Annotated in this window: 17 protein-coding genes and 2 pseudogenes; 13 read left to right on the forward strand and 6 right to left on the reverse strand. The window is 73.0% G+C overall.

All coding sequences use genetic code 11. The features are described 5' to 3' along the window. Positions 1–151 precede the first annotated feature (151 nt). Both AB0J57_RS33280 and hflX read left to right on the forward strand, forming a co-directional pair. Entirely contained in the window at positions 152–2,674 is a 2,523-nt protein-coding gene (locus AB0J57_RS33280) for a glycoside hydrolase family 3 C-terminal domain-containing protein (protein ID WP_366132131.1), read from the forward strand. A 22-nt stretch (positions 2,675–2,696) separates the two neighbouring features. Next, complete coding sequence (gene hflX / locus AB0J57_RS33285) at positions 2,697–4,088, forward strand: GTPase HflX (RefSeq protein ID WP_366132132.1); 1,392 nt, start codon at positions 2,697–2,699, stop codon at positions 4,086–4,088. A gap of 79 nt (positions 4,089–4,167) precedes the next feature. Here the strand turns inward: hflX and rfbH are convergent, their stop codons facing one another. Both rfbH and AB0J57_RS33295 read right to left on the reverse strand, forming a co-directional pair. Next, a complete protein-coding gene (gene rfbH / locus AB0J57_RS33290) occupies positions 4,168–5,469 on the reverse strand; it encodes a lipopolysaccharide biosynthesis protein RfbH (RefSeq protein ID WP_366132133.1) in 1,302 nt (433 codons plus the stop codon). A 238-nt stretch (positions 5,470–5,707) separates the two neighbouring features. Further along, positions 5,708–5,893 carry a DUF6243 family protein gene (locus AB0J57_RS33295; protein WP_366132134.1) on the reverse strand — a complete coding sequence of 62 codons (186 nt, stop codon included), beginning with the start codon at positions 5,891–5,893 and terminating at the stop codon, positions 5,708–5,710. A gap of 132 nt (positions 5,894–6,025) precedes the next feature. Here AB0J57_RS33295 and AB0J57_RS33300 point away from each other — a divergent pair. From AB0J57_RS33300 to AB0J57_RS33320, 5 genes and pseudogenes are all read left to right on the forward strand, one after another. Further along, positions 6,026–6,241 (forward strand): annotated as a pseudogene (locus AB0J57_RS33300) (helix-turn-helix domain-containing protein); the annotation flags it as partial. After that, positions 6,242–6,946 (forward strand): TetR-like C-terminal domain-containing protein, encoded by a 705-nt coding sequence (locus AB0J57_RS33305; RefSeq protein WP_366132149.1) that lies wholly within the window; start codon positions 6,242–6,244, stop codon positions 6,944–6,946. It begins immediately after the preceding pseudogene. A 175-nt stretch (positions 6,947–7,121) separates the two neighbouring features. Next, complete coding sequence (locus AB0J57_RS33310; RefSeq protein ID WP_366132135.1) at positions 7,122–8,882, forward strand: acyl-CoA dehydrogenase; 1,761 nt, start codon at positions 7,122–7,124, stop codon at positions 8,880–8,882. 13 nt (positions 8,883–8,895) lie between these two features. Further along, positions 8,896–9,753, forward strand: a complete 858-nt coding sequence (locus AB0J57_RS33315) for a 4'-phosphopantetheinyl transferase superfamily protein (protein ID WP_366132136.1) — start codon at positions 8,896–8,898, stop codon at positions 9,751–9,753. Positions 9,754–9,801: 48 nt separating this feature from the next. Further along, complete coding sequence (locus tag AB0J57_RS33320; protein ID WP_366132137.1) at positions 9,802–10,140, forward strand: hypothetical protein; 339 nt, start codon at positions 9,802–9,804, stop codon at positions 10,138–10,140. Between the two features lie 28 nt (positions 10,141–10,168). Here AB0J57_RS33320 and AB0J57_RS33325 read toward each other — a convergent pair. Then, positions 10,169–11,269, reverse strand: a pseudogene (locus AB0J57_RS33325) (pectate lyase); the annotation flags it as partial. Between the two features lie 215 nt (positions 11,270–11,484). On the opposite strand from AB0J57_RS33325, the gene AB0J57_RS33330 reads away from it, so the two are divergent. After that, on the forward strand, positions 11,485–12,762 hold the full coding sequence (locus AB0J57_RS33330) for a serine hydrolase domain-containing protein (protein ID WP_366132138.1): 1,278 nt from the start codon (positions 11,485–11,487) through the stop codon (positions 12,760–12,762). 154 nt (positions 12,763–12,916) lie between these two features. After that, positions 12,917–13,117 (forward strand): EF-hand domain-containing protein, encoded by a 201-nt coding sequence (locus AB0J57_RS33335; protein WP_366132139.1) that lies wholly within the window; start codon positions 12,917–12,919, stop codon positions 13,115–13,117. 93 nt (positions 13,118–13,210) lie between these two features. Here the strand turns inward: AB0J57_RS33335 and cpt are convergent, their stop codons facing one another. From cpt to AB0J57_RS33350, 3 genes are all read right to left on the reverse strand, one after another. Continuing rightward, entirely contained in the window at positions 13,211–13,744 is a 534-nt protein-coding gene (gene cpt / locus AB0J57_RS33340; protein ID WP_366132140.1) for a chloramphenicol phosphotransferase CPT, read from the reverse strand. 38 nt (positions 13,745–13,782) lie between these two features. Further along, the gene (locus AB0J57_RS33345) at positions 13,783–14,982 is read right to left on the reverse strand and encodes an FAD-dependent oxidoreductase (RefSeq protein ID WP_366132141.1); all 1,200 of its coding nucleotides are present in this window, start codon (positions 14,980–14,982) and stop codon (positions 13,783–13,785) included. Positions 14,983–15,106: 124 nt separating this feature from the next. Beyond that, positions 15,107–16,051: an RNA polymerase sigma-70 factor gene (locus AB0J57_RS33350; protein WP_366132142.1), complete on the reverse strand. Its 945-nt coding sequence runs from the start codon at positions 16,049–16,051 to the stop codon at positions 15,107–15,109. Between the two features lie 549 nt (positions 16,052–16,600). Here AB0J57_RS33350 and AB0J57_RS33355 point away from each other — a divergent pair. From AB0J57_RS33355 to AB0J57_RS33370, 4 genes are all read left to right on the forward strand, one after another. After that, positions 16,601–18,781 carry a condensation domain-containing protein gene (locus tag AB0J57_RS33355; RefSeq protein WP_366132143.1) on the forward strand — a complete coding sequence of 727 codons (2,181 nt, stop codon included), beginning with the start codon at positions 16,601–16,603 and terminating at the stop codon, positions 18,779–18,781. A 107-nt stretch (positions 18,782–18,888) separates the two neighbouring features. Continuing rightward, positions 18,889–20,097 (forward strand): methionine adenosyltransferase, encoded by a 1,209-nt coding sequence (gene metK / locus AB0J57_RS33360; protein WP_366132144.1) that lies wholly within the window; start codon positions 18,889–18,891, stop codon positions 20,095–20,097. Positions 20,098–20,133: 36 nt separating this feature from the next. Then, positions 20,134–21,135, forward strand: coding sequence for a carbohydrate kinase family protein (locus tag AB0J57_RS33365; protein ID WP_366132145.1), 1,002 nt, complete (start codon positions 20,134–20,136; stop codon positions 21,133–21,135). Beyond that, positions 21,132–21,379 (forward strand): homocysteine S-methyltransferase family protein (locus AB0J57_RS33370; RefSeq protein WP_366132146.1); only part of this gene is annotated, 248 nt, incomplete at its 3' end. The genes AB0J57_RS33365 and AB0J57_RS33370, both read left to right, overlap by 4 nt.

The following is a 21,379-nucleotide window of genomic DNA, read 5'->3' on the forward strand; positions in this document are numbered from 1 at the left end:
GGCGCGCGGGTGGTGGCCCGGCCACCACGGCACCGCCGCCACGGCGCCCGACGGGTGCTCAAGTGTGTGGCTGAGCGACCTCGTCCGGGCGCCCGGCATGGGGCAGCGTGAAGGACTGGGCATCCCCCGATCCACCACGCAAGGAGACCGCATGCCGCCGCGCAGCACCGACGGGCGAACATCCCGTTTCTTCCACAGATTCCGGTCCTCCCGGACCCGGCCGGCCGCCGCGGCCCTGGCACTGCTGTGCACCGCCGGCCTGCTCACCGGCGCCGCCGACGCCGCCCCCCTGGACGAGCCGGCCGGGACCACCCCCGTGGAGGACGCGGCCGAGGGCACCGCCCGGGTCCGCGCCCTCGTCGCCCGTATGACCCTTGAGGAGAAGCTGACCTTCGTCCACTGGGACGCGGGCCCGAAGACCGGGCCGCTGGCCCGGGGTGTCGGCTACATACCGGGCGTGCCGCGCCTGGGCATACCCCCGCTCCAGGCGGCGGACGGTCCCACCGGCATCCGGCTCAACGGTGGCCGCGCCACCGCCCTGCCCACGCCCACCGCACTCGCCGCCACCTTCGACGACCAGCTCGCCACCGACTACGGCAAGGTCCTCGGCCACGAGGGCCGCGCACTGGGCCAGGATGTCGTCCTCGCCCCCATGGTCAACAACATCCGCGTGCCCCACGGCGGCCGGAACTTCGAGACGTTCAGCGAGGACCCGCTCGTCACCTCGCGCACCGCCGCCGCCGAGATCAAGGGCATCCAGAGCCAGGGCCTGATGGCCACCGTCAAGCACTTCGCGGGCAACAACCAGGAGCAGGACCGCGCCACGGTCGACGCCACCATCGACGAGCAGACGCTCCAGGAGACCGAACTGCCCGCGTTCCGCGCCGCCGTCGAGGCGGGCGCCGCCTCCGTCATGTGCGCCTACAACGGCGTCAACGGCACCCCCTCCTGCTCCAACAGCGCACTGCTCCAGTCGGTGCTGCGCGAGCAGTGGAAGTTCAAGGGCTGGGTGATGTCCGACTGGCAGGCCACCCACGCGACCACCGACATCACCAAGGGCCTCGACCAGGAACTCGGCCTCGACATGGGCAAGCCCGGCGACCCGGTGCCGGACGCCCGGCACTTCGGTGCCGCGCTCGCCAGGGCCGTACGCGCGGGCGAGATCCCCGAGGCGACCGTGGACCGCGCCGTGATCCGCATCGTCGGCCAGATGGAACGCTTCGGCCTCCTCGCCGCCACCCCGCCGGCCCGGCCCGCCCGCGACCCGGAGCTCGGCCGCGCCACCGCCCGCAAGATCGCCGAGGAGGGCGCGGTCCTGCTGCGCAACACCGGCGCCACCCTGCCGCTGAAGGGCGCCGACGGCCAGAGCCTCGCCGTCATCGGCGACAGCGCACAGCGGCCCAAGGTCTCCGGCCTCGGCAGCGCCCACGTCGTACCCGACCGGGCCCAGCCGCCCGTCGAAGCGCTGCGCGCCCGGGCCGGACAGGGAGCCACCGTCTCCTACGAGCCGGGCATCGACCGGATCGGCGTGCCGCTGACCGCGCAGGAACTGAGCCCCGCCTTCACCAACGGCAAGCAGCTCGAACCGGGCGGCGACCGCTCCTTCTACAACGGCACGCTGACCGTGCCCGCCGACGGCGACTACCGCGTGGCGATGCGCGTCGACGGCGGTCTGGCGATCCTCCAGGTCGCGGGCCAGCAGCCCGTGTACGCGGCCGACTCCTTCAGCGACACCACCAGCGTGGTGCTGCGCCTGACCAAGGGCACCCACCGCGTCGAGGTGAGCGGCTGGGCCTGGCCGGACCGCCCCCTGGAGGTCGACCTCACCTGGGTCACCCCCGAGCGGGCCGCCGCCGACCGGGAACGCGCCGTCGCCGCCGCCGCCAAGGCCCGCACGGCCGTCGTCTTCGTCCAGGACGAGGGCTCCGAGGGCTACGACCGCCCCTCGCTGTCGCTGCCCGACGGCCAGGACGAGCTGATCGCCGCCGTCGCCCGGGCCAACCCCCGCACGGTCGTCGTCCTCAACACCGGCTCCTCGGTGCTGATGCCGTGGCTGAAGGACACGGCCGCCGTGCTCCAGATGTGGTACCCGGGCCAGGAGGGCGCCGGAGCGACGGCCGCGCTGCTGTACGGGGACGCCAACCCCAGCGGCAGGCTCACCCAGACCTTCCCGGCGGACGAGCGGTCGCACCCGGTCGCGGGCGACCCCCAGCGCTACCCGGGCGTGAACGGGCGCCAGACCTACAGCGAGGGCGTGCACACCGGCTACCGCTGGTACGCCAAGGAGGGCAAGGAGCCGCTCTTCCCGTTCGGCCACGGACTGTCCTACACCTCGTTCGCCTACAGCGACCTGACGGTGAAGAGGACCGCGTCCGGCGGCGCCACGGTCACCGTGACGGTCCGCAACACGGGTGACCGCACCGGCAAGGACGTCGTCCAGACCTACCTCGGCCCGAGCCCCTCGGTGAGCGCCCCGCAGGCCGTCACCAAGCTCGCCGGCTACACCAAGGTCACCCTGGAGCCGGGGCAGTCCAAGCGGGTCACCGTCCCGGTGGACGCGCGCCAGTTCCAGTACTGGGACGCGGCCACGCACGCCTGGAAGACGGCACCCGGCCCGCGCGCCGTGCGCGTCGGCACCTCGGCGACCGACGTCCGGCTCACGACCACTCTCTGAACCCCCCTATGAAAGGAACCGAATGACCGTCTTTGACCGCACGATCGGCACAGCGGACGCGATCGACGCGAATGAGGACACCGGGCTGCGCCACGTGGCGGGTCTCTCCACCGAGCTGGCGGACGTCCGCGAGGTGGAGCAGCGGCAGGTGCGCCTGGAGCGGGTCGTACTCGCCGGCGTGTGGACCTCCGGCACCCTCGCCGAGGCGGAGAGCTCGCTGGCCGAGCTCGCGGCGCTGGCCGAGACCGCGGGCGCGCTCGTGCTCGACGGCGTGATCCAGCGCCGGGACAAGCCGGACCCGGCCACGTACATCGGCTCGGGCAAGGCCGAGCAACTGCGCGAGCTGGTCGTGAACGCCGGCGCGGACACCGTGGTGTGCGACGGTGAGCTGAGCCCGGCGCAGTTGGTGCGGCTGGAGGAGGCCGTGGGCGTCAAGGTCGTCGACCGTACGGCGCTGATCCTCGACATCTTCGCCCAGCGCGCCACGTCCAAGGAGGGCAAGGCCCAGGTCGCGCTGGCGCAGATGCAGTACATGCTGCCCAGGCTGCGCGGCTGGGGCCAGTCGCTGTCGCGCCAGATGGGCGGCGGCGGTTCGGGCGGCGGCGGCATGGCCACCCGCGGCCCCGGTGAGACGAAGATCGAGACGGACCGGCGGCGGCTGCGCGACAAGATGGCCAAGATGCGCCGCGAGATCGACGACATGAAGTCGGGCCGCGACCTCAAGCGCCAGGAGCGCAAGCGCAACCGGGTGCCCTCGGTCGCCCTCGCCGGTTACACCAACGCCGGCAAGTCGTCCCTGCTCAACCGGCTCACCGGCGCCGAAGTGCTGGTGCAGAACGCCCTGTTCGCCACGCTCGACCCGACCGTGCGCCGGACCCAGACGCCCGGCGGGATGACCTACACGCTGGCCGACACCGTCGGCTTCGTACGGCACCTGCCGCACCACCTGGTGGACGCGTTCCGCTCCACGCTGGAGGAGGTCGCGGAGGCCGACCTGATCCTGCACGTGGTGGACGGCGCACACCCGGACCCGCTGTCGCAGATCGAGGCCGTGCGTACCGTCATCGGTGAGATCGGCGGGGCGGGCGTGCCCGAGATCGTCGTGATCAACAAGGCGGACGCGGCGCCGGAGGGCGCGCTGGCGCGCCTGCTGGAGGCGGAGCCCGCCGCGGTCACCGTCTCGGCGCGCACCGGCGAGGGCATCGACGCCTTGCTGGCCCGCGTGGAGGAGGCGCTGCCGCGCCCCGACATCGACGTCGACGTGCTCGTCCCGTACACCGACGGCCACCTGCTCTCCAGGATCCACGACTCGGGCGAGGTCCTCATGGAGGCCCACGGCGAGGACGGCACCCGGGTGCGGGCGAAGGTCGACGCCCAGCTCGCTGCCGAGCTGCGCCCGTACGCGATCGGCTGAGCCCGGCCGGCCCGGAAAGGCCGCGGCCCCCGTCGACAGTGAGTTGTCGACGGGGGCCGCGGCCGTGTGAATGGGGTGCTCAGGAGTTCTTGAGCGTGAACTCCCGTACGGATTCGATGACGTAGTCGAGCATCTCCTCCGTGAGCCCCGGGTAGACGCCGATCCAGAACGTCTGATCGGTGATCAGGTCGCTGTTGACCAGCGGTTCCGCGATGCGGTGCGGCCGGTCGGCGTAGGCCGGGTGGCGGGTGAGGTTGCCCGCGAAGAAGCGGCGGGTGCCGATGCGCCGGGACTCCAGGAAGTCGACGAGGGCGGCGCGCGAGTAGGAGGCGTCCGGGTCGACGGTGATCAGGAAGCCGAACCAGCTCGGGTCGCTGTCGGGGGTGGCCTCCGGAAGCAGCAGGCCGGGCAGGCCCTCCAGCCCCTCGCGGAGCCGGCGCCAGTTGCGCCTGCGGGCCTCGCAGAACTCGTCGATCCGGGTGAGCTGGCTCAGCCCCAGGGCGGCCTGGATGTCCGTGGCCTTCAGGTTGTAACCGACGTGGGAGAAAATGTACTTGTGGTCGTAGCCGTGCGGCAGCGTCCCCATCTGGTGGTCGAACCGCTTCATGCAGCGGTTGTCCTCGCCCGGCTCGCACCAGCAGTCACGGCCCCAGTCGCGCAGCGACTCCACGATGCGGGCCAGGACCAGGTTGTCGGTCAGTACGCAGCCGCCCTCGCCCATCGCGATGTGGTGGGCCGGGTAGAAGCTCACGGTGGACAGGTCGCCGAAGGTGCCCGTGCGGCGGCCCCGGTAGGTGGAGCCGACGGCGTCGCAGTTGTCCTCGATGAAGAACAGGTCCCGCTCCTCGGCCAGCCGCGCGATCTCCTCGACCTGGAACGGGTTGCCGAGCGAATGCGCGATCATGATGGCCCGGGTACGGGGGCCGATGGCGGCCTCGATGCGCTCGGGGGTCGTGTTGTACGTACCGAGCTCGACGTCCACGAACACCGGCACCAGGCCGTTGTGGAGGATCGGGCTGACCGTCGTCGGGAAGCCCGCGGCCACGGTGACGACCTCGTCCCCCGGCCGCAGCCTGCGGTCCTCCAACTGCGGTGAGGTGAGCGCGCTGAGCGCGAGCAGGTTCGCCGAGGAGCCCGAGTTGGCCAGGTGCGCCTTGCGGGCCCCTATGTAACGGGAGAAGTCGCGCTCGAAACGGCGGGAACTGACGCCCGCGGCGATGCGCATCTCCAGTGCGGCACTCACCAGCGCGAGCCGGTCGTCCTCGCTGAGCACGGCGCCGGAGACCTGTACGGGCGTGATGCCCGGCCGGAACGGCCCGGGGGCCTGCTCCGCGTGGTACTCACGGACGAGCTCCGCGATGCGTTCTCTGGTCTCGCCCATGTGGGTTCCCTTTCCCTGATGGCGCCACTGACCGGACCGCGAGCGTATGGCGGTGCCGACGGCGCCTTCCACGGCGCGGCGGGGACTTCATCAGGTCGGGCACGTGGGGTGGGACTTCGTCAGGTCGGGACTTCGGTCGGGACTTCATCGGGCCGGGTACGCGAAAAGACCGTGACCCCGCTCCGGGGAGCGGGGTCACGGCAGGTGCGGGGTCCGGTCACTCCCCCTCGCGCGGGGGTCATGACGCCTTCTGTCCGCTGTCGCGGGCCTCCTTGAGCTTCTTCAGCAGCTCTCGCTTCTGGGCGACCGGGTCCAGACCGCCCCCGCCTCCGCCGCGCCGGCCGCCACCGCCGCGCATCGCCGTACGGGAGAGGTTGGAACGGGTGCCGCCCACGCCGAGCATTCCGCCTGCGCCTCGCGCCATGGTGCTGTCTCCTTGGGTCGGTTTCACGAGACGTTGTGTCTCGCTTCGTTGACGAGTCTCCACGAGACGCAGCGTCTTGTCAAGACTAGACGTCTCGTCTCGTTGAAGATTATGGTTCCCGGCATGGCAGACATGACGAAAGCGACGAAAGTACCTGCCCGCCCCGGAGCGAACACCGCACGGCGGCAGCGGCGACCCCAGCGGGCCATCCTCGACGCCACGCTGGAACTCGTCCGTGAGGTGGGCTACCCCAAGCTGACGATCGAGGCCATCGCCGCCCGAGCGGGCGTGGGCAAGCAGACGATCTACCGCTGGTGGCCGTCGCGGGCGGCGGTGCTCCTCGACGCGGTGGCCACGCTCGACGTCACGGCGGGCGCGGGCGGCGGTGGCGCGGGGTGGGATGTCGCGGCTGCCACCGCCGTTGCCGGGCCGGAAGTCACGGCGGCCACCGTCGCCACCGGGCCGGAGGTCACCACCGGGGCGGGCTGGGACGCCACGGCCGGCGGCGCCGGCGCGCGGGCGGACGTCACGGCCGCCACCGGCCCGGAAGGCACGGCCGCCACCGTCGCCACCGGCCCGGAGGCCACCACCGGCACCGCGGCCCTGGACGGTGCCTTCACCGTCACCGCCACCGCCGCCGCCACTGCCCGCACCGCCGCCCTCGCCGCCCCAGCCCCCGCCCCCCGGGGCGAGGACCTGCGGGCCGACCTCGCCCGTCTGTTGCGTGCCCTCGCGCAGACCATGAACGACCCCCGGTTCCAGGGGCCCGCACGGGCCCTCGCATCGGCCGGGATCGACGACGCCGACCTGGCCCGGCAGTTCACCCGCCGGGTCCTGGAGCCCTGCCTCGCCCCGCTGGCCGAGCGGCTGCGCGCCGCCTCCGAGCGCGGCGAGGTCGCCGCCGGACGGGACCCGGCCGTCGCCCTCGACGTGCTCATCGGCCCGGTTGTGCACCGGTGGCTGCTGCTCGCCCGGCCCGTGACGCCCGAGTTCACCGACCTGCTCGCCGACCTCCTGGTCACCGGTCTGGCCCCCCGTACGGGAGCGGCCTGAGGCCCGCTCAAGTACCGCTCAGGCCCCGCTCACAGAACGCTCGCAGACCGATCCGGGACGCACGGACGACCCGTCGAGCACCGCTCCAGCACGGTGCGAGCCGCCGCCGTCAGGGTCGTGCCCACGGGCGCGGGAGACGGCGCCCCTCCTGCGACGACGGAGCTGCCCGGACACCATGACCACCATCGCCGAGAACACCGGGACCACGGCCACCGCACGCGGCCGGTGGGAGACCGACGCCAGGGCGCGCGCCGCCCGGCTGGAGAGGCTGCTCGGCGACCCCTGCGACCCGGCCAACCCGCACGGGCTGCGCGCCCTGTTCGCCGCCGACGACCGGCGCGTACCGCCCGCCGCGACCGAGCACCTGCTCGCCGAGGAGGGCCTGGGCGCCGAGTTCGTGCCCGTGGCGTACGGCGGCCGGCTCACCCGGGCCGACCTGCTCGCCCGCGTCCTGCGCCCCGTCTTCCGCCGCGACGTCGCCCTCGGCTTCGGCTCCGGCATCACCTCGCTGTTCGCCACCGGCGCCGTCTGGGCGGCAGGCACCGAGCGACAACGACGCCGCGTCGCCGACCTGCTGCTCGGCGGCGGCCGGGCCACGATCCTCCACCACGAACTGGCCCACTCCAACGCCATCCTGCGCCACGAGTTCACCGCCCGCACCGCACCCGGCGGTGGCTACCGGCTGCACGGCCGCAAGGACGTCATCATCAACGCCGCGCGCGCCGACGCCCAGGTCGTCTACGCCCGTACCGACCCGGCGCACGGGCCGCGCAGCCACTCGGTGCTCCTCCTCGACCCCGCCGGACAGCACGCCCCCGCCGTGCGGCACCTGCCCCGCGTCACCACCCCCGGCATGCGCGGAGCGCTCTTCTCCGGGCTGGAGTTCGACGACTACGCCGTCCCCGGCGACGCCCTCGTCGGCGGTACGGGAGACGGCGTCGCCCTCGCCCTGCGGACCTTCCAGGTCAACCGCAGCCTGATCTGCGGCGTCGTCACCTCGGCCGCCGACACCGTGCTGCACTCCGCCGTACGGGCCGCGACCGCCGGCCGCAGCGGCCCCGTCGCGCGCCGCTGGCACAAGCCGCTCACCGGGGTCTTCGCCGACCTGCTGGCCTGCGACAGCATGGCCACCGTCGTGCTGCGCGCCCTGAGCCTGCTGCCCGACCGGGCCCATGTCTTCGCCGCCGCCGTCAAATACGTGGTCCCCGACCTGCTGCGCGAGAACCTGGAGGAACTTGCCACCGTCCTCGGCGCGCGCGGCTACGAGCACGACAGCCCCGAGTACGGCGCCCTCGACAAGCTCGTACGCGACCTCCCGGTCGCCGGGCTCGGCCACGCCGGGACCGCGTCCTGCCAGGCCGTGATCGTCCCGCAGTTGCGGGGCCTGGCCGAACGCGCCTGGTTCGCCGAGGAGGAGCCGCCACCCGAGCTGTTCCGGCAGGGCGCCGACCTGCCCGCCCTGGACTACCGGTCGCTCGGCATCGCCGGGGGCGGCGACTTCATGGCCGCCTCCCTGGTCGGCTCCGCCGCCCGGCTCGCCGCGTCCCGCGGGGTCGGCGGCCAGATCGCCGCGCTCGCCGAGCTGGCCGAGGGGTTCGTCACCGAACTGCGCGCCCTGCGCGAACAGTGCCGCAGGCTGCCCGCGTACGGCACCATGGCGCCGGCCGACCCCGCCGTGTGCGTCCTCAGCGACCGCTACAGCCTGATCGTCGCCGCCGCCGCAGTGCTCGGCGTGTGGGAGGGCCAGAACGGCGACGACCCGTTCCTCGCCGACGCGGCCTGGGCCGTGCTCGCCCTGTCCCGGCTCGGCGAACGGCTCGGCATCCCGGTGCCCGACCTGCCCGACAACTGCCTGGAACAGGTCCTGGACGAACTGGTGCGCCGCTACCGGACGGGCCGGAGCTGCGACCTGGACGCCATCCCCCTCGCGCAGTGAAAGGAGCGAGCTCTTGACGAAGCCGGAACCGACGCAGCGCATCACCGAGCCGATCCACGTCAGCGGCCCCGACGGGCCGTGGGACCCGGTGCGCGAGGGAATGGACCGGCACGGCAACGCCGTGGTGCACACCACCTGGGGCGAGTGGCTCACCGGAGCCGTCGCCGACCCCGCGCTGCGCCCGCTGCTCGGCCGGGACTGGCAGCGCTACCGCCGCACCCCCGACCCCACGATCCGCTACCGGTTCGTCGCCTCCCGGCTGGCGACCAAGTTCACCGCCGCCGCCGCACTGGGCGTACGGCCCGCCGAACTCGACCTCGCGTACAAGATCGGCGGACGCCCCTACCTGCGGGGCCTCGACCAGATCGACGTGAGCCTCACCCACACCGACGACCTGATCGCCGTCGGCATCAGCCGCAACGGCAGGATCGGCGTCGACGCCGAACCCGCCGACCGGCACATGTCGTTCGACCTGCTCCAGAGCCACGTGTGCACCCCCGCCGAGCGCGCCGCCCTCGAAGCGCTGCCCGAGGCCGGCCGGACCGCCGAACTGCTGCGGCTGTGGACCCTGAAGGAGGCCTACACCAAGGCACTCGGCCAGGGACTGCGGCTGGGCTTCACCGAGTTCGGCTTCGGCGTCGACACGGGCGGCCTCCTCGCCCCCGACGGCACCCCGGCCGCCCGCGGCGAATGGGCCTTCACCACCCGCCACGTCCTCGGCCGCTACCTCATCAGCGTGGCCTGCCACGACGCCGGCCTCGACACCTCCCCCGACACGGCGGCCCACACCATGCTCGACGAGGGCTTCATGGGCGCCGTCGCCGGCCTCCTCGACCCCGCCGGGTCTCTCCGGCCCGGGGCGGAAGGGTAGAAGCTGGAGATCCCGGCGGATCGGGTTGAGGGGCGATGGACCAGCGAGGTGGGCGCGTCCCTGACCTTCCGCGCGGACCGAACCTTCACCAGCGAGCACTTCGACGAGCTGCCCGTCGCTTCGGGGTGCGGGGACCCCGCGGCGTTGTCATCCGGCCGCTGGGCGTTCTACGCCCCGGATGAAACCGGCAGCCGCAGGACCGCCGACGACGCCGCGACCCGCGGCACCGTGCTGTCGCTGACGTTCTCCCCCGACGACTGCACGGTGCACGCCTACCTCTTCGGTGACGAAGACGACCCTGTGCTGTGCCCGACCCGCGACCCCGATGACGGCTGCCGTGCGGACGGCTATCTCCGGTGGGACAACGAGGCGAGGATCATGAAATAGGCCGGATCGCTGCCGGTGACTACGGCTAGCAGGTGCCGTTCGACACCTGGAGACCCTTGTCGGCGCCTGCCGTCCGGTTCACGATGCCCGGTACGCAGCCGGCGCCGTCGAGGCTGTAGGGGTAGGGAATGCCGACCGTGGTGTTGGACTTCGGGTCGGGGCCGGCGGGGTGGTTCTCGCTGCCGGGGGCGGACCAGGTCACGTTGTCGAAGATGTTGCCGCTGACCTGCCAGTAACCGGCGGCGTCGGTGTAGAAGGTGCCCAGGACGTCCTTGGAGTCCTCGAAGTAGTTGCCGTCCACCTTGGCGCGGGCGCCGGCGCGGGAGTTGATACCGGAGTCGTTGAGGCGCACGTAGTGGTTGTTGTACATGTGGGCCGTGCCGCCGCGCAGCAGGGGAGCCCGGGAGTCGATGTTCTCGTAGAGGTTGTGGTGGTACGTGATGAAGCCGTTGGACAGGTCGCTCTCACTGGACCCGACGAGGCCACCCCGGCCGGAGTTGCGCAGGATGCTGTAGGACAGGGTCACGTACTGGGTGTTGGCCTTCATGTCGAAGAGGCCGTCGAACCCCTCGGACTCCCCACCCGACGCCTCCAGGGTGACGTGGTCCACCCAGACGTTGCGGACGTTGCTCTCCATGCCGATGGCGTCACCGCCGTTGGACGTGGGGGTACCCGACTTCTTGACGTTCCGGACGGTCACGTTCTGGATGATGATGTTGCGGGCCTCGCGTATGTGGATGCCCAGTTGGTCGAAGACGGCGCCGCTGCCGACTCCGACGATCGTGACGTTGCTGATCTGCTTGAGCTCGATCACGCCGTCCGCGGTGTTGCAGCTCGCGCCCGACACCTTTCTGGTGTTGCCGTGGTTGATGGTGCCCTCGACCTGGATGGTGATCGGGGTGCTGCTACTGGCCCGGCCGCACAGGGCCGCGTGGATCGCGGTTCCCGTGGTGGCCCGTACCATCTGCCCGCCCGCACCGCCGGTGGTCCCGCCGTTCTGCGTCGCGTAGCCGGTGACCCCACCGGTCGCCGCCGACGCCTCGGGGGTCGTCAGAACCGGACCGGTCACGGCGGCAAGGGCCGCCGCGGCCAGCACCGCGCGGAGTTGTTGTGCGACTGTTCGTCTCATCCTCGCTCCTCGTCGTCTTCGAACGCTCGGAGCCGCTGCTCCATGCCCTAGTGGTCCGGCAGGCCGTCGAGGTTGCCGCCCGGACCGCCGCTGTGGAACGCGACGCCCGTGTCGGGAACCCTCTGTGCGCGGTGACACTCATCGTTCATGGGTATGGGAGACGGCGCACAAGGGTGCCGAAGCTCCCCCGATCTCCAGTGAGTTGAGGATCTGACGTGACCTTGTCACCGCACCGACGCCTGGCAGTGGGCGCCGTCCTGGTCGCCGCCATCGCGGGTGGGGCCGTCGCCCCCGCCACCACGGCCCAGGCAGCCCCCGCCACCACCGCCCAGGCCGCGCCCGCCACCTCCGTCGCCGCGCACACGGCGACTCCCGCGCCCGACATGGAGGGCGTTGCCGCGGCCCTGAACGCCGCCATGGCCAGCGGCGCGCCGGGCGCGATGGCCCGGTTCACCGGGCCCGAGGGCGTCCAGGCCCGGACGGCCGGCGTGCGAGACCGTGACTCGGGGGCGGCCATGGACACCCGGGCGCGTTTCCGCATCGGCAGCGTCAGCAAGACGTTCTCGTCCGTGGTGCTGCTCCAGTTGGTGGACGAGGGCAGACTGGAGCTCGACGCTCCGGTGAACCGGTATCTGCCCGGGCTGCTGCCGGACGACCGGATCACGGTGCGTCACCTGCTGACCCACCGCAGCGGGCTGGCGGACTACACCGAGAAGATGTTCGCCCACACCGTGCCGGGCTTCGAGTCCGTACGGAACCGGGTCTTCGGCTACCAGGAGCTGCTGGACCTCTCGCTGAGCGAACCGCGCACCACCGAGCCCGGCGCGGCGTACAAGTACTCGAACGCCAACTTCGTCGTGGTGGGCATGCTCATCGAGGAGATCACCGGCAAGCCGGTCGGCCGGGAGTACGAGCGCCGCATCATCAAGCCGCTGCGGCTGCGCAACACCGCGTACGTACACCCCGACACGCGCATCAAGGGCCTGCACGTGCGCGGCTACCTGCACCCCGACGAGGCCGGCGCGCCGCTCGTCGACTCCACCGAGCAGACGGTCTCCTGGGCGCAGTCGGCCGGGGCGGTCATCTCCGACCCGGCGGACCTGAACACCTTCATGACCGCGCTGATGCGGGGCCGGCTGCTGTCGCCGCAGGCGCTGGAGGCCATGACCACGGTCACCCCGACGGACGCGACGAACACCCGCTTCTACGGGCTCGGTCTGCGCCGCTACGACCTGTCCTGCGGCGCCCAGGTGTACGGGCACACCGGCACCGTGCAGGGGTACTACACCTACGCCTTCGCGACCCGGGACGGCCGGCGCAGCCTGTCGGCGATGGCGAACACCTCGAACCGGGGGGCGGCCAACACGGCGCTCGGCGGATCGCTGGAGGCCGCGTTCTGCGGGAAGAAGCCGGCAGCGGCGGCGCCGTCGTCACGCGCCGCGCGCGACGTGCCGGTGGCTCCCGCCGAGGCCGACCTGCCCGAGCGCCGCTGAAGCCGGCCGGCACCAGGGCCGCGCTAGCGCGGCGCCCGGTGGGTCTTGCGTGGCCGTACGGGTGGATCGGCGGGCTCCGGTGTTTGCCGGGGGTGGCGCGGGCGCACCCATCCGTCGACCGAGACCTGTCACACGGCACGTAAGGACGCACATCATGGCCGGTACCGACAAGCGGCAGCAGTTCGAAGAGATCGACACCGACGGCGACGGGTACATCACGCTGGAGGAACTGAGGATGTCCCTGAACGGCGACAGCCGGATCAAGCCGAGCCACGTCGAGACCATCATGCGCATGGCGGACGAGGACGGCGACCGCCGCATCGGCTACGAGGAGTACGCCCAGTTCGTCCGCTGACTCCCCGTCACATGAGTGCCCGGCGCACCCGGTGGTCCGGGTGCGCCGCCTCATGCGCTCCTCGGAGCACAGGCCCTCGGGCCCGAGCGGTACTCAGCTCACGTGGGCGGCGATGGTCCGCGCGCACACCATGGACTCGGTATGCGTCGTGTCCACCTCCAGGTCGTAGAACACGCCCTCGTGAACCACCTCCGCCTGCGACGCGGCCATCCCCTGGACGCGGTCTCCTCGTGCGACCTCACGAGCCGCGGCGACCGCACTCTCGCACCTGACGCCGACCCACAGCACGGCCAGTCCGCCCAGAGCCTTCTGCCACCGCTGCTGGGACTCCACCCCGCCGAGGAAGACGTCGTCGATGATGACCTTGGCGCCCGCACGGGCCATCGCCACGACGCCCTCCCTCCAGGCCGCCTCCAGCGCCCGGAACTCCGCCCCGACGCTCACCCCGCCGTCCGCGGCGAAGGTGATCCCCTCGTCCGACGCCCGCATCCTCGCGGGCAGGGCGTCGACGAACGAGTCGCACCCGAACGCCGGCCAGGGATCGGGCAGTACCGCCTGGAGGCACCGTACGATCCCTGACTTCCCGGCGCTGGAACCACCGTTGAGAATGATCATCCGAGTCGTCACCGCGCCACCGTACGGCCCCTGCGCGGCCATTGGCGAGGTCAGGCCGCCGCCTCCACCCGTACGTGGCCCAGGGTCTCCTGCCGTACGACGCGCCGGCGCCGGGACGGCAGCATGCCCGCTGCCGGGTGGGCGACGCCCCAGGCCGCGCCCTTGCAGATCAGCTCCTTGTAGAGGGCGGCCACACGGCCCGTCAGGGCGCTGTCCTTCGTTCGGTCGTCGGCGGTGACGAACTGGATCAGGCCCTCCTTGCGGCCGAGGGAGACGCACTGCTGGAAGTAGCGGATGGGGACACGGGGGACCTTGGCGCCGGCGAGCCGGGCGGCGATGGCGTCGGCGGCCTGCCAGGCCATCGGGACGCCCGAGGCGCACGACATGCGCAGCGGCTTGTCGTTCGGGCCGGTCGCCATCGCCGCGTCGCCCACGGCGTACACGTCCGGGTGGGAGACCGAGCGCATCGTGCGGTCGACCACGATCTGGCCGCGGTCGGTGACCTCCAGGGTGGTGGCCCGGGCGATCGGGTGGACGGCGAAGCCGGTGGTCCAGACGGTGGCCTCCGAGGGGATGGTCCGGCCGTCGGCAGTCGTCACGCCGTCGGCCGCCACGGCGGTGACCGCGGCGTGTTCGTGGACCGTGATGCCGAGCCCGTCCACCACCTTCCGCAGGTGGGCGCGGCCCTTCTCCGAGAGCCAGTCGCCGAGGGCGCCGTGGGTGGCCAGGGCGACGTCGAGGTCCGGGCGGGCCTCGGCGATCTCGGTCGCGGCCTCCAGGCCGGTCAGGCCGCCGCCGACCACGACCACGGGGCGGCCGGCGCCCAGGGCGGCCAGGCGGTCGCGGAGGCGGAGGGCGCCGGGGCGGCCGGCGACGTCGTGGGCGTGCTCGGCGACGCCGGGGACGCCCCCGTCGTTCCAGCCGCTGCCGAGGGCGTAGACGAGGGTGTCGTACGCCAGCTCCTCCCGGCCCTCCCCGGCGGTGACCGTCACCGTCTTGCGGTCCACGTCCACGGCGGTGACCTTCGCGAGCTTCAGCTCCACGCCCGTGCCCGCGAACATCTCGCCGAAGGGCCGGGGCTTGAGGTCCTGGCCGGCCGCGATCTGGTGCAGCCGGACGCGCTCGACGAAGTCGGGCTCGGGGTTGACGAGGGTGATGGTGACGTCCTCGCGGCGCAGCCGCTTGGCGAGGCGGCCGGCGGCGGTGGCTCCGGTGTAGCCGGCTCCGAGGACGACGATGCGGTGCTGCATGTGCCTGCTCCTGTCTGCGAGGGTCACGCCGTTGCCGTGCGCGGTTTCGCCCCTTGAACCGGGCAGCCCGGCGTTTCCTGACAGGATCGGGATGTGAAGCACGTCACATCGGGTCGGAGGGTGTTCAGAGGGTGTGGAGCGGGGTGCCGCCGAGGCCCCCGGCGGTCCACTGCTCGGTCGCGCGGACGAGCTTGTCGGGGTTGACCTGGCTGCGAACCGCGGCGATGCCGTCCGCGGTGACCTCCAGGCACGTGATCCCGACGACCCGGCCGTCCACGACCGCCACGATGGCGGGCTCGTCGTTCGCGGTCGTGGCGTAGATCTCGGCCGCGCCACCGATATGGGCCCGCTTGGCCGCGCTCGGCTTGAACAGGCCGCGCAGGAACTTCGCGACCGCGAGCGCCCCCTCGAACGCCTTCGCGCGGGCGGGGACCTTCCCACCGCCGTCGCCGACCGAGACGGCGTCCTGGGTGAGCAGGCGTACGAGGGGTTCGGTACGGCCGCTGGTCGCCGCGGCGAGGAACTCCTCGACGACCCTGCGGGCGGCGGCCTCGTCGATCCGGGTGCGCGCCTTGCCGTCCGCGACGTGCTTCTTGGCCCGGTGGTAGATCTGCTGGCTGGCGGCCTCGGTGATGTCCAGGATCTCGGCGATCTCCCGGTGCGGGTGGTCGAACGCCTCACGCAGCACGTACACCGCCCGCTCGCCCGGCGACAGCCGCTCCAGCAGGACGAGGACGGCGTACGACACCGACTCGCGCTGCTCGGCGGTGTCGGCCGGGCCGAGCATCGGGTCCCCGGCGAGCAGCGGCTCGGGAAGCCACTGTCCCACGTACGTCTCACGCCGGGCCCGCGCCGAAGTGAGCATGTTGAGGCACAAGTTGGTGAGGACCTTCGTCAGCCAGGCCTCGGGCACCTCGATCCGCTCGACGTCAGCCGCCTGCCAGCGCAGGAACGTCTCCTGCACGGCATCCTCCGCCTCACTCGCCGAGCCGAGCAGCCGGTAGGCGATGGCCTCCAGCCTGGGCCTGGCAGCCTCGAACCGGTCGACGTCACTCATGATCAGGGCCATGGCCGCGATCCTAGCCGGACACCTCGAACGCGGCCCCTCCAGCGGGCGTCGAGGCATCCTGCATGCGGCGCCGACAGACTGCTTCCGCCGCGTTCGCCCACCGTCAGTCCCCCGTCACGGGGGCGGGCGCGGCACACGCGAGAGCCGGTCCGGAGACCGCCTCGAACATCCCGCGGCCCCCGCCCCCGCCGCCGCGAAGACCTTCGCCACCCCCGCTCCCGCCGCCGCGCGCACCCTCGCTGCGCCGGCCCCCGCACCCCACCCGGGTCGCCGGCTTCCACGTCACCGACGAGACGGGCCGCCCGGTCCAGGGACGCTCGCGGATCCGTCCAGGGTGGCCGGAGAAAACCGGGACCGTGCCCCGCGCGCCGCTAGTGTGCCCCACGCCTTCGACGCGGGCCTGCGCGAAGATCCCCGCCGAACCCGCCCCCGCGCTGCCCGGCCTACCACGGTGTCAGCGCCGTGTCAGGTCCGTATGGGTGGGGCCTCGCATACTCGTTGCCGAGCTCGCAGAGAGGGGAGGGAGGGGGTGCGCGCCCCGGACACACCATGACCACGAATCACTTCTCACGTACGTCCCCGGTGTCCCCCGACGCGCCGATGTCCGTCGTCGTCGACCCCGGCCCGCCCCCCTACGACGCCCCGCCCGTCCTGGAGTTGCGCGGCCCCCTCGACACCGGCCGCCTCGAAGCCGCCCTGGAACGCATCGCCGCGCGCCTGCCCGACGGCCCGCCCTGGCAGCACCGGCTCCAGCGGCACGGACCGGGCCACCACACCCTGACCCTGACCACGGGCGCGCCCGGCGACTTCCCGGCCGGCCTGCTGGCCGACCTGCTCACCGACGCCACGACCACGGCGGCCGGCCCGCTCGTACGCGGTGTCGTACCGAGCCCGCTCCAGCGCGACCTCCTGTCCGACGCCGACGCCACCACCGATCCGGCCGCGGCCCGCCACGTCGGGCAGCTCGCCTGCGTCTGGCACGGCCCGCTCGACCCCGAACGCTTCACGGCGGCCTGGCAGTCCCTCGTCGACCGCGAGAGCGTGCTGCGCTCCGCCTTCGACAACAGCCCCGAGCCGCGCGTCGTCGTGCACGACCGCGTCCGGGCCGACGTCGTACGGCTGCCGCACGGCTCCGCCGACTGGACGGCGCTCGTCGAGGGCGACCGGCTGCGCGGCCTCGACCCGCGCACCCCCGGGCCGCTGCGCGTGACCGTGCTGGGCGGCGGGCCCGCCGTGTCCGCCACCGCACCGCCCACGCGAGTGCTGCTCACCTACCACCACGCCCTGCTCGACGACTTCAGCGCCCGCCTGCTGCTGCGCGAGTTCACCCGCGCCTACCTGGCCGGCGGCCGGCTGCCGGGCGGCGAGCGGCGCCCCGACATGGGCGACTACACCCACTGGCTCGCGGGCCAGGACACCACCGCGGCGCGGCAGTTCTGGTCGTCGGCCGCGCCACCGCCCGGCGCCGCGCACTCGCCCCTCCCGGCGGCCCCTCCCGCCTCCGGCGCCGCGGGCACCGGAACCGGCCGCGCCCGGCTGCGGCTCACCCCCGCCCAGACCGCGCGGCTCGGCGCCTGGGCGGCCGGCTGGGGCGGCACCGAGAGCGGCGCGCTCCAGGCGGTGTGGGCCCTGCTGCTGTACCGGGCGACCGGGTCCGCCGACGCCGAGCCGGTCCGCTTCAGCGTGGCCGTGTCCGGGCGCGGCATCCCCTTCGAGGGCGTGGAGCGCCTGCCGGGTGCGCTGCGCAACCCGCTGCCCCTGTCCGTCGTGGTCGACCCGCGCGCCACCGTGCCGCAGCTCCTGGCCGAACTGCGCGACCGAGCACTGGACATGGCGGCGTACGAATGGGTCTCGGCCGGCCAGATCCGCGCCTGGACGCAGGACCGGGACCAGGACCGGCCGTCGGCCCCGCCGGGCACCCTCGTCGTCTTCGAGAGCCGGCCGCGTCCGGCGGACGACATCGCCCCGGAACTCGCCGCCCAGGGGATCCGCCTGGAGCCCCCGGTGACGCTCGCCGCCCGGACGGCGTTCCCCCTCACCCTCGCCGCCCAGCACGACCAGGACGGCGGGCTCGTCCTGACCGTCTCGTACGACCGTGACCGGGCAGCCGCCGTCGCCGACGTCCTGGCCCACGCCGGGTACCTGCTGCACGAACTGCCGCTCATGCCGTGCGAGTCCGCCACCATCGCGGACATCGTCGCGCTCCTGGCGGACGCCGACACCGAGAGCGGCACGAGCCGGGACGCCCACGGCGCCACCGCCACCACCACCGAGGCCGCCCGGGACGCGCACCCCGCCGTCCCCACCACGATCCACAGCGCCGCCGCCCCCACCCAGGAGGGCGCCCACCGGCCGCCGTCACCCGTCGTCACCCTCCGCCCCGGCCGGGGTCCCGGTGCCGGGACCGTCTGCCTCCTCCCGGCGGCCGGAAACCCGCGCTCCCGGTACGACCTGCTCGCCCGCTCCTACCGGGGACCCGAGGCGCTCGTACTGCTGGACCCCGTACCCGACGACCCGCATGCCCGTCACACCGCGCTGCGGCCGCTGGCCGACGCGGGCGGGCGCCTGGTGCTGGGCGGTTTCTCCGGATGCGGAGCCACCGCGTACGACATCGCCCGGCTCATCGCCGCGAACGGCGGCCGGCCACCCCTCGTGGTGCTCGCGGCCACCTCGGCCGCCGCCGCAGACCTCGCCCGGCTGCTCGAATCCGCGGCCGAACGCGCCGGATGACCGCCTGGAAGACCACCCGACGACCACCGGACGACACCGGACGACACCGAAAAGACCCGGCCGTGCCGCGAACGACCGTCCAACGGACCTCACACCTCTGGAGAACCATGTCCCGTCGCCTGTTCACCTCGGAGTCCGTGACCGAGGGCCACCCCGACAAGATCGCCGACCAGATCAGCGACGCCATCCTCGACGCGCTCCTGCGCCAGGACCCGGCCTCCCGGGTCGCCGTGGAGACGCTGATCACCACCGGCCAGGTCCACATCGCCGGCGAGGTGACCACGTCCGCGTACGCCGACATCCCCGCCCTCGTCCGCGAGACGATCCTGTCCATCGGCTACGACTCGTCGGCCAAGGGCTTCGACGGCGCCTCCTGCGGCGTCTCCGTCTCCATCGGCGCGCAGTCGCCCGACATCGCGCAGGGCGTCGACACGGCGTACGAGCAGCGTGTCGAGGGCGATGACGACGAGCTCGACCAGCAGGGCGCCGGTGACCAGGGCCTGATGTTCGGTTACGCGACGAACGAGACGCCGACCCTGATGCCGCTGCCGATCGACCTCGCCCACCGCCTGTCGCGCCGCCTGACCGAGGTCCGCAAGGACGGCACCGTCCCCTACCTCCGTCCCGACGGCAAGACCCAGGTCACCATCGAGTACCTGGGCAGCCGCCCGGTCCGGCTCGACACGGTCGTCGTCTCCTCGCAGCACGCCGCCGACATCGACCTCGACTCCCTCCTCACCCCGGACATCCGCGAACACGTCGTCGAGCACGTCCTCGCCGAACTCGCCGACGACGGCATCAAGCTGGACACCGACGGCTACCGGCTCCTGGTCAACCCGACCGGCCGCTTCGAGATCGGCGGCCCGATGGGCGACGCGGGGCTCACCGGCCGCAAGATCATCATCGATACGTACGGCGGCATGGCCCGCCACGGCGGCGGCGCGTTCTCCGGCAAGGACCCGTCCAAGGTCGACCGTTCGGCCGCCTACGCCATGCGCTGGGTCGCCAAGAACGTCGTCGCGGCCGGGCTCGCCGAGCGGTGCGAGGTCCAGGTCGCGTACGCCATCGGCAAGGCCGAGCCGGTCGGCCTGTTCGTCGAGACCTTCGGCACCGGGACCGTCGCCCAGGAGCGCATCGAGAAGGCGATCGGCGAGGTCTTCGACCTCCGCCCGGCCGCCATCATCCGCGACCTCGACCTGCTGCGGCCCATCTACGGCCGGACCGCCGCCTACGGCCACTTCGGCCGCGAACTGTCCGACTTCACCTGGGAGCGCACCGACCGCGCCCAGGCCCTGAAGGCCGCGGCCGGCATCTGACCGGCCGGCGTACCCGTACCCCGAGGAGAACCCGACGTGCGCATCGCTGTCACCGGTTCCATCGCCACCGACCATCTGATGGTCTTCCCCGGCCGGTTCGCGGACCAGCTCATCCCCGACCAGCTCGCCCATGTGTCGCTCTCCTTCCTGGTCGACGCGCTGGAAGTGCGCCGGGGCGGAGTCGCGGCCAACGTCGCCTTCGGCCTCGGCGGCCTCGGCCTCACTCCGGTGCTGGTCGGGGCCGTGGGCGGCGACTTCGCCGAGTACGAGGTCTGGCTCAAGGAGCACGGGGTCGACACCGGGCGGGTCCACGTCTCGGCGGAGCGGCAGACCGCCCGGTTCATGTGCATCACGGACGAGGACGCCAACCAGATCGCGGCCTTCTACGCGGGCGCCATGCAGGAGGCCAGGGACATCGACCTCCGGCAGCTCACCGCCCCCGGGGAGGAGCGGCCCGACCTCGTCCTGGTCTGCCCCAACGACCCGGCGGCGATGCTCCGCCACACCGCGCAGTGCCGCGAACTGGGCCTGCCCTTCGCCGCCGACCCGTCGCAGCAGCTCGCCCGGCTGGACGGCGCCGAGGCGCGGGACCTGGTCGACGGCGCCCGCTGGCTGTTCACCAACGAGTACGAGGCCGCCCTGCTGCTCGAACGCACCGGCTGGGACCGCGAGACGGTCCTCGGCAAGGTGGACGCCTGGGTCACCACCCTGGGCGAGGCGGGCGTACGGATCGACCGGCGCGACCACGACCCGCTCACCGTCCCGGCGGTACCCGAAGCGCCCGTCGCCGACCCGACGGGCGTCGGCGACGCCTTCCGGGCCGGTTTCCTGGCGGCGGTCGCCCGTGGACTGCCCCTGGAGTCCGCCGCCCGGCTGGGCTGTGTGGTGGCGGGCGAGGCGCTCGGCGCGGTGGGCTCGCAGGCGTACCGGATCGATCCGGAACGCCTCCTGGCCACGGCCACGCGCGCGTACGGCGCCGAAGCGGCGCGGCTCCTCGCCCCCGGCCTGGGTGACGGGCTGTCAGGGGGCCGGTCATGAGCGCCACGAGGGCGGACGCCCTCCGCGAGGCGCTGGCCACCCGTGTGGTGGTGGCCGACGGGGCCATGGGCACCATGCTCCAGGCACACGATCCCTCGCTGGACGACTTCCAGCAGATGGAGGGGTGCAACGAGGTCCTGAATGTGACCCGGCCGGACATTGTGCGGTCGGTGCATGAGGAGTACTTCGCGGTCGGTGTGGACTGCGTGGAGACGAACACCTTCGGTGCGAATTTCGCGGCGCT

The organism is Streptomyces sp. NPDC049837, from assembly GCF_040674455.1.
Taxonomy (GTDB): domain Bacteria; phylum Actinomycetota; class Actinomycetes; order Streptomycetales; family Streptomycetaceae; genus Streptomyces.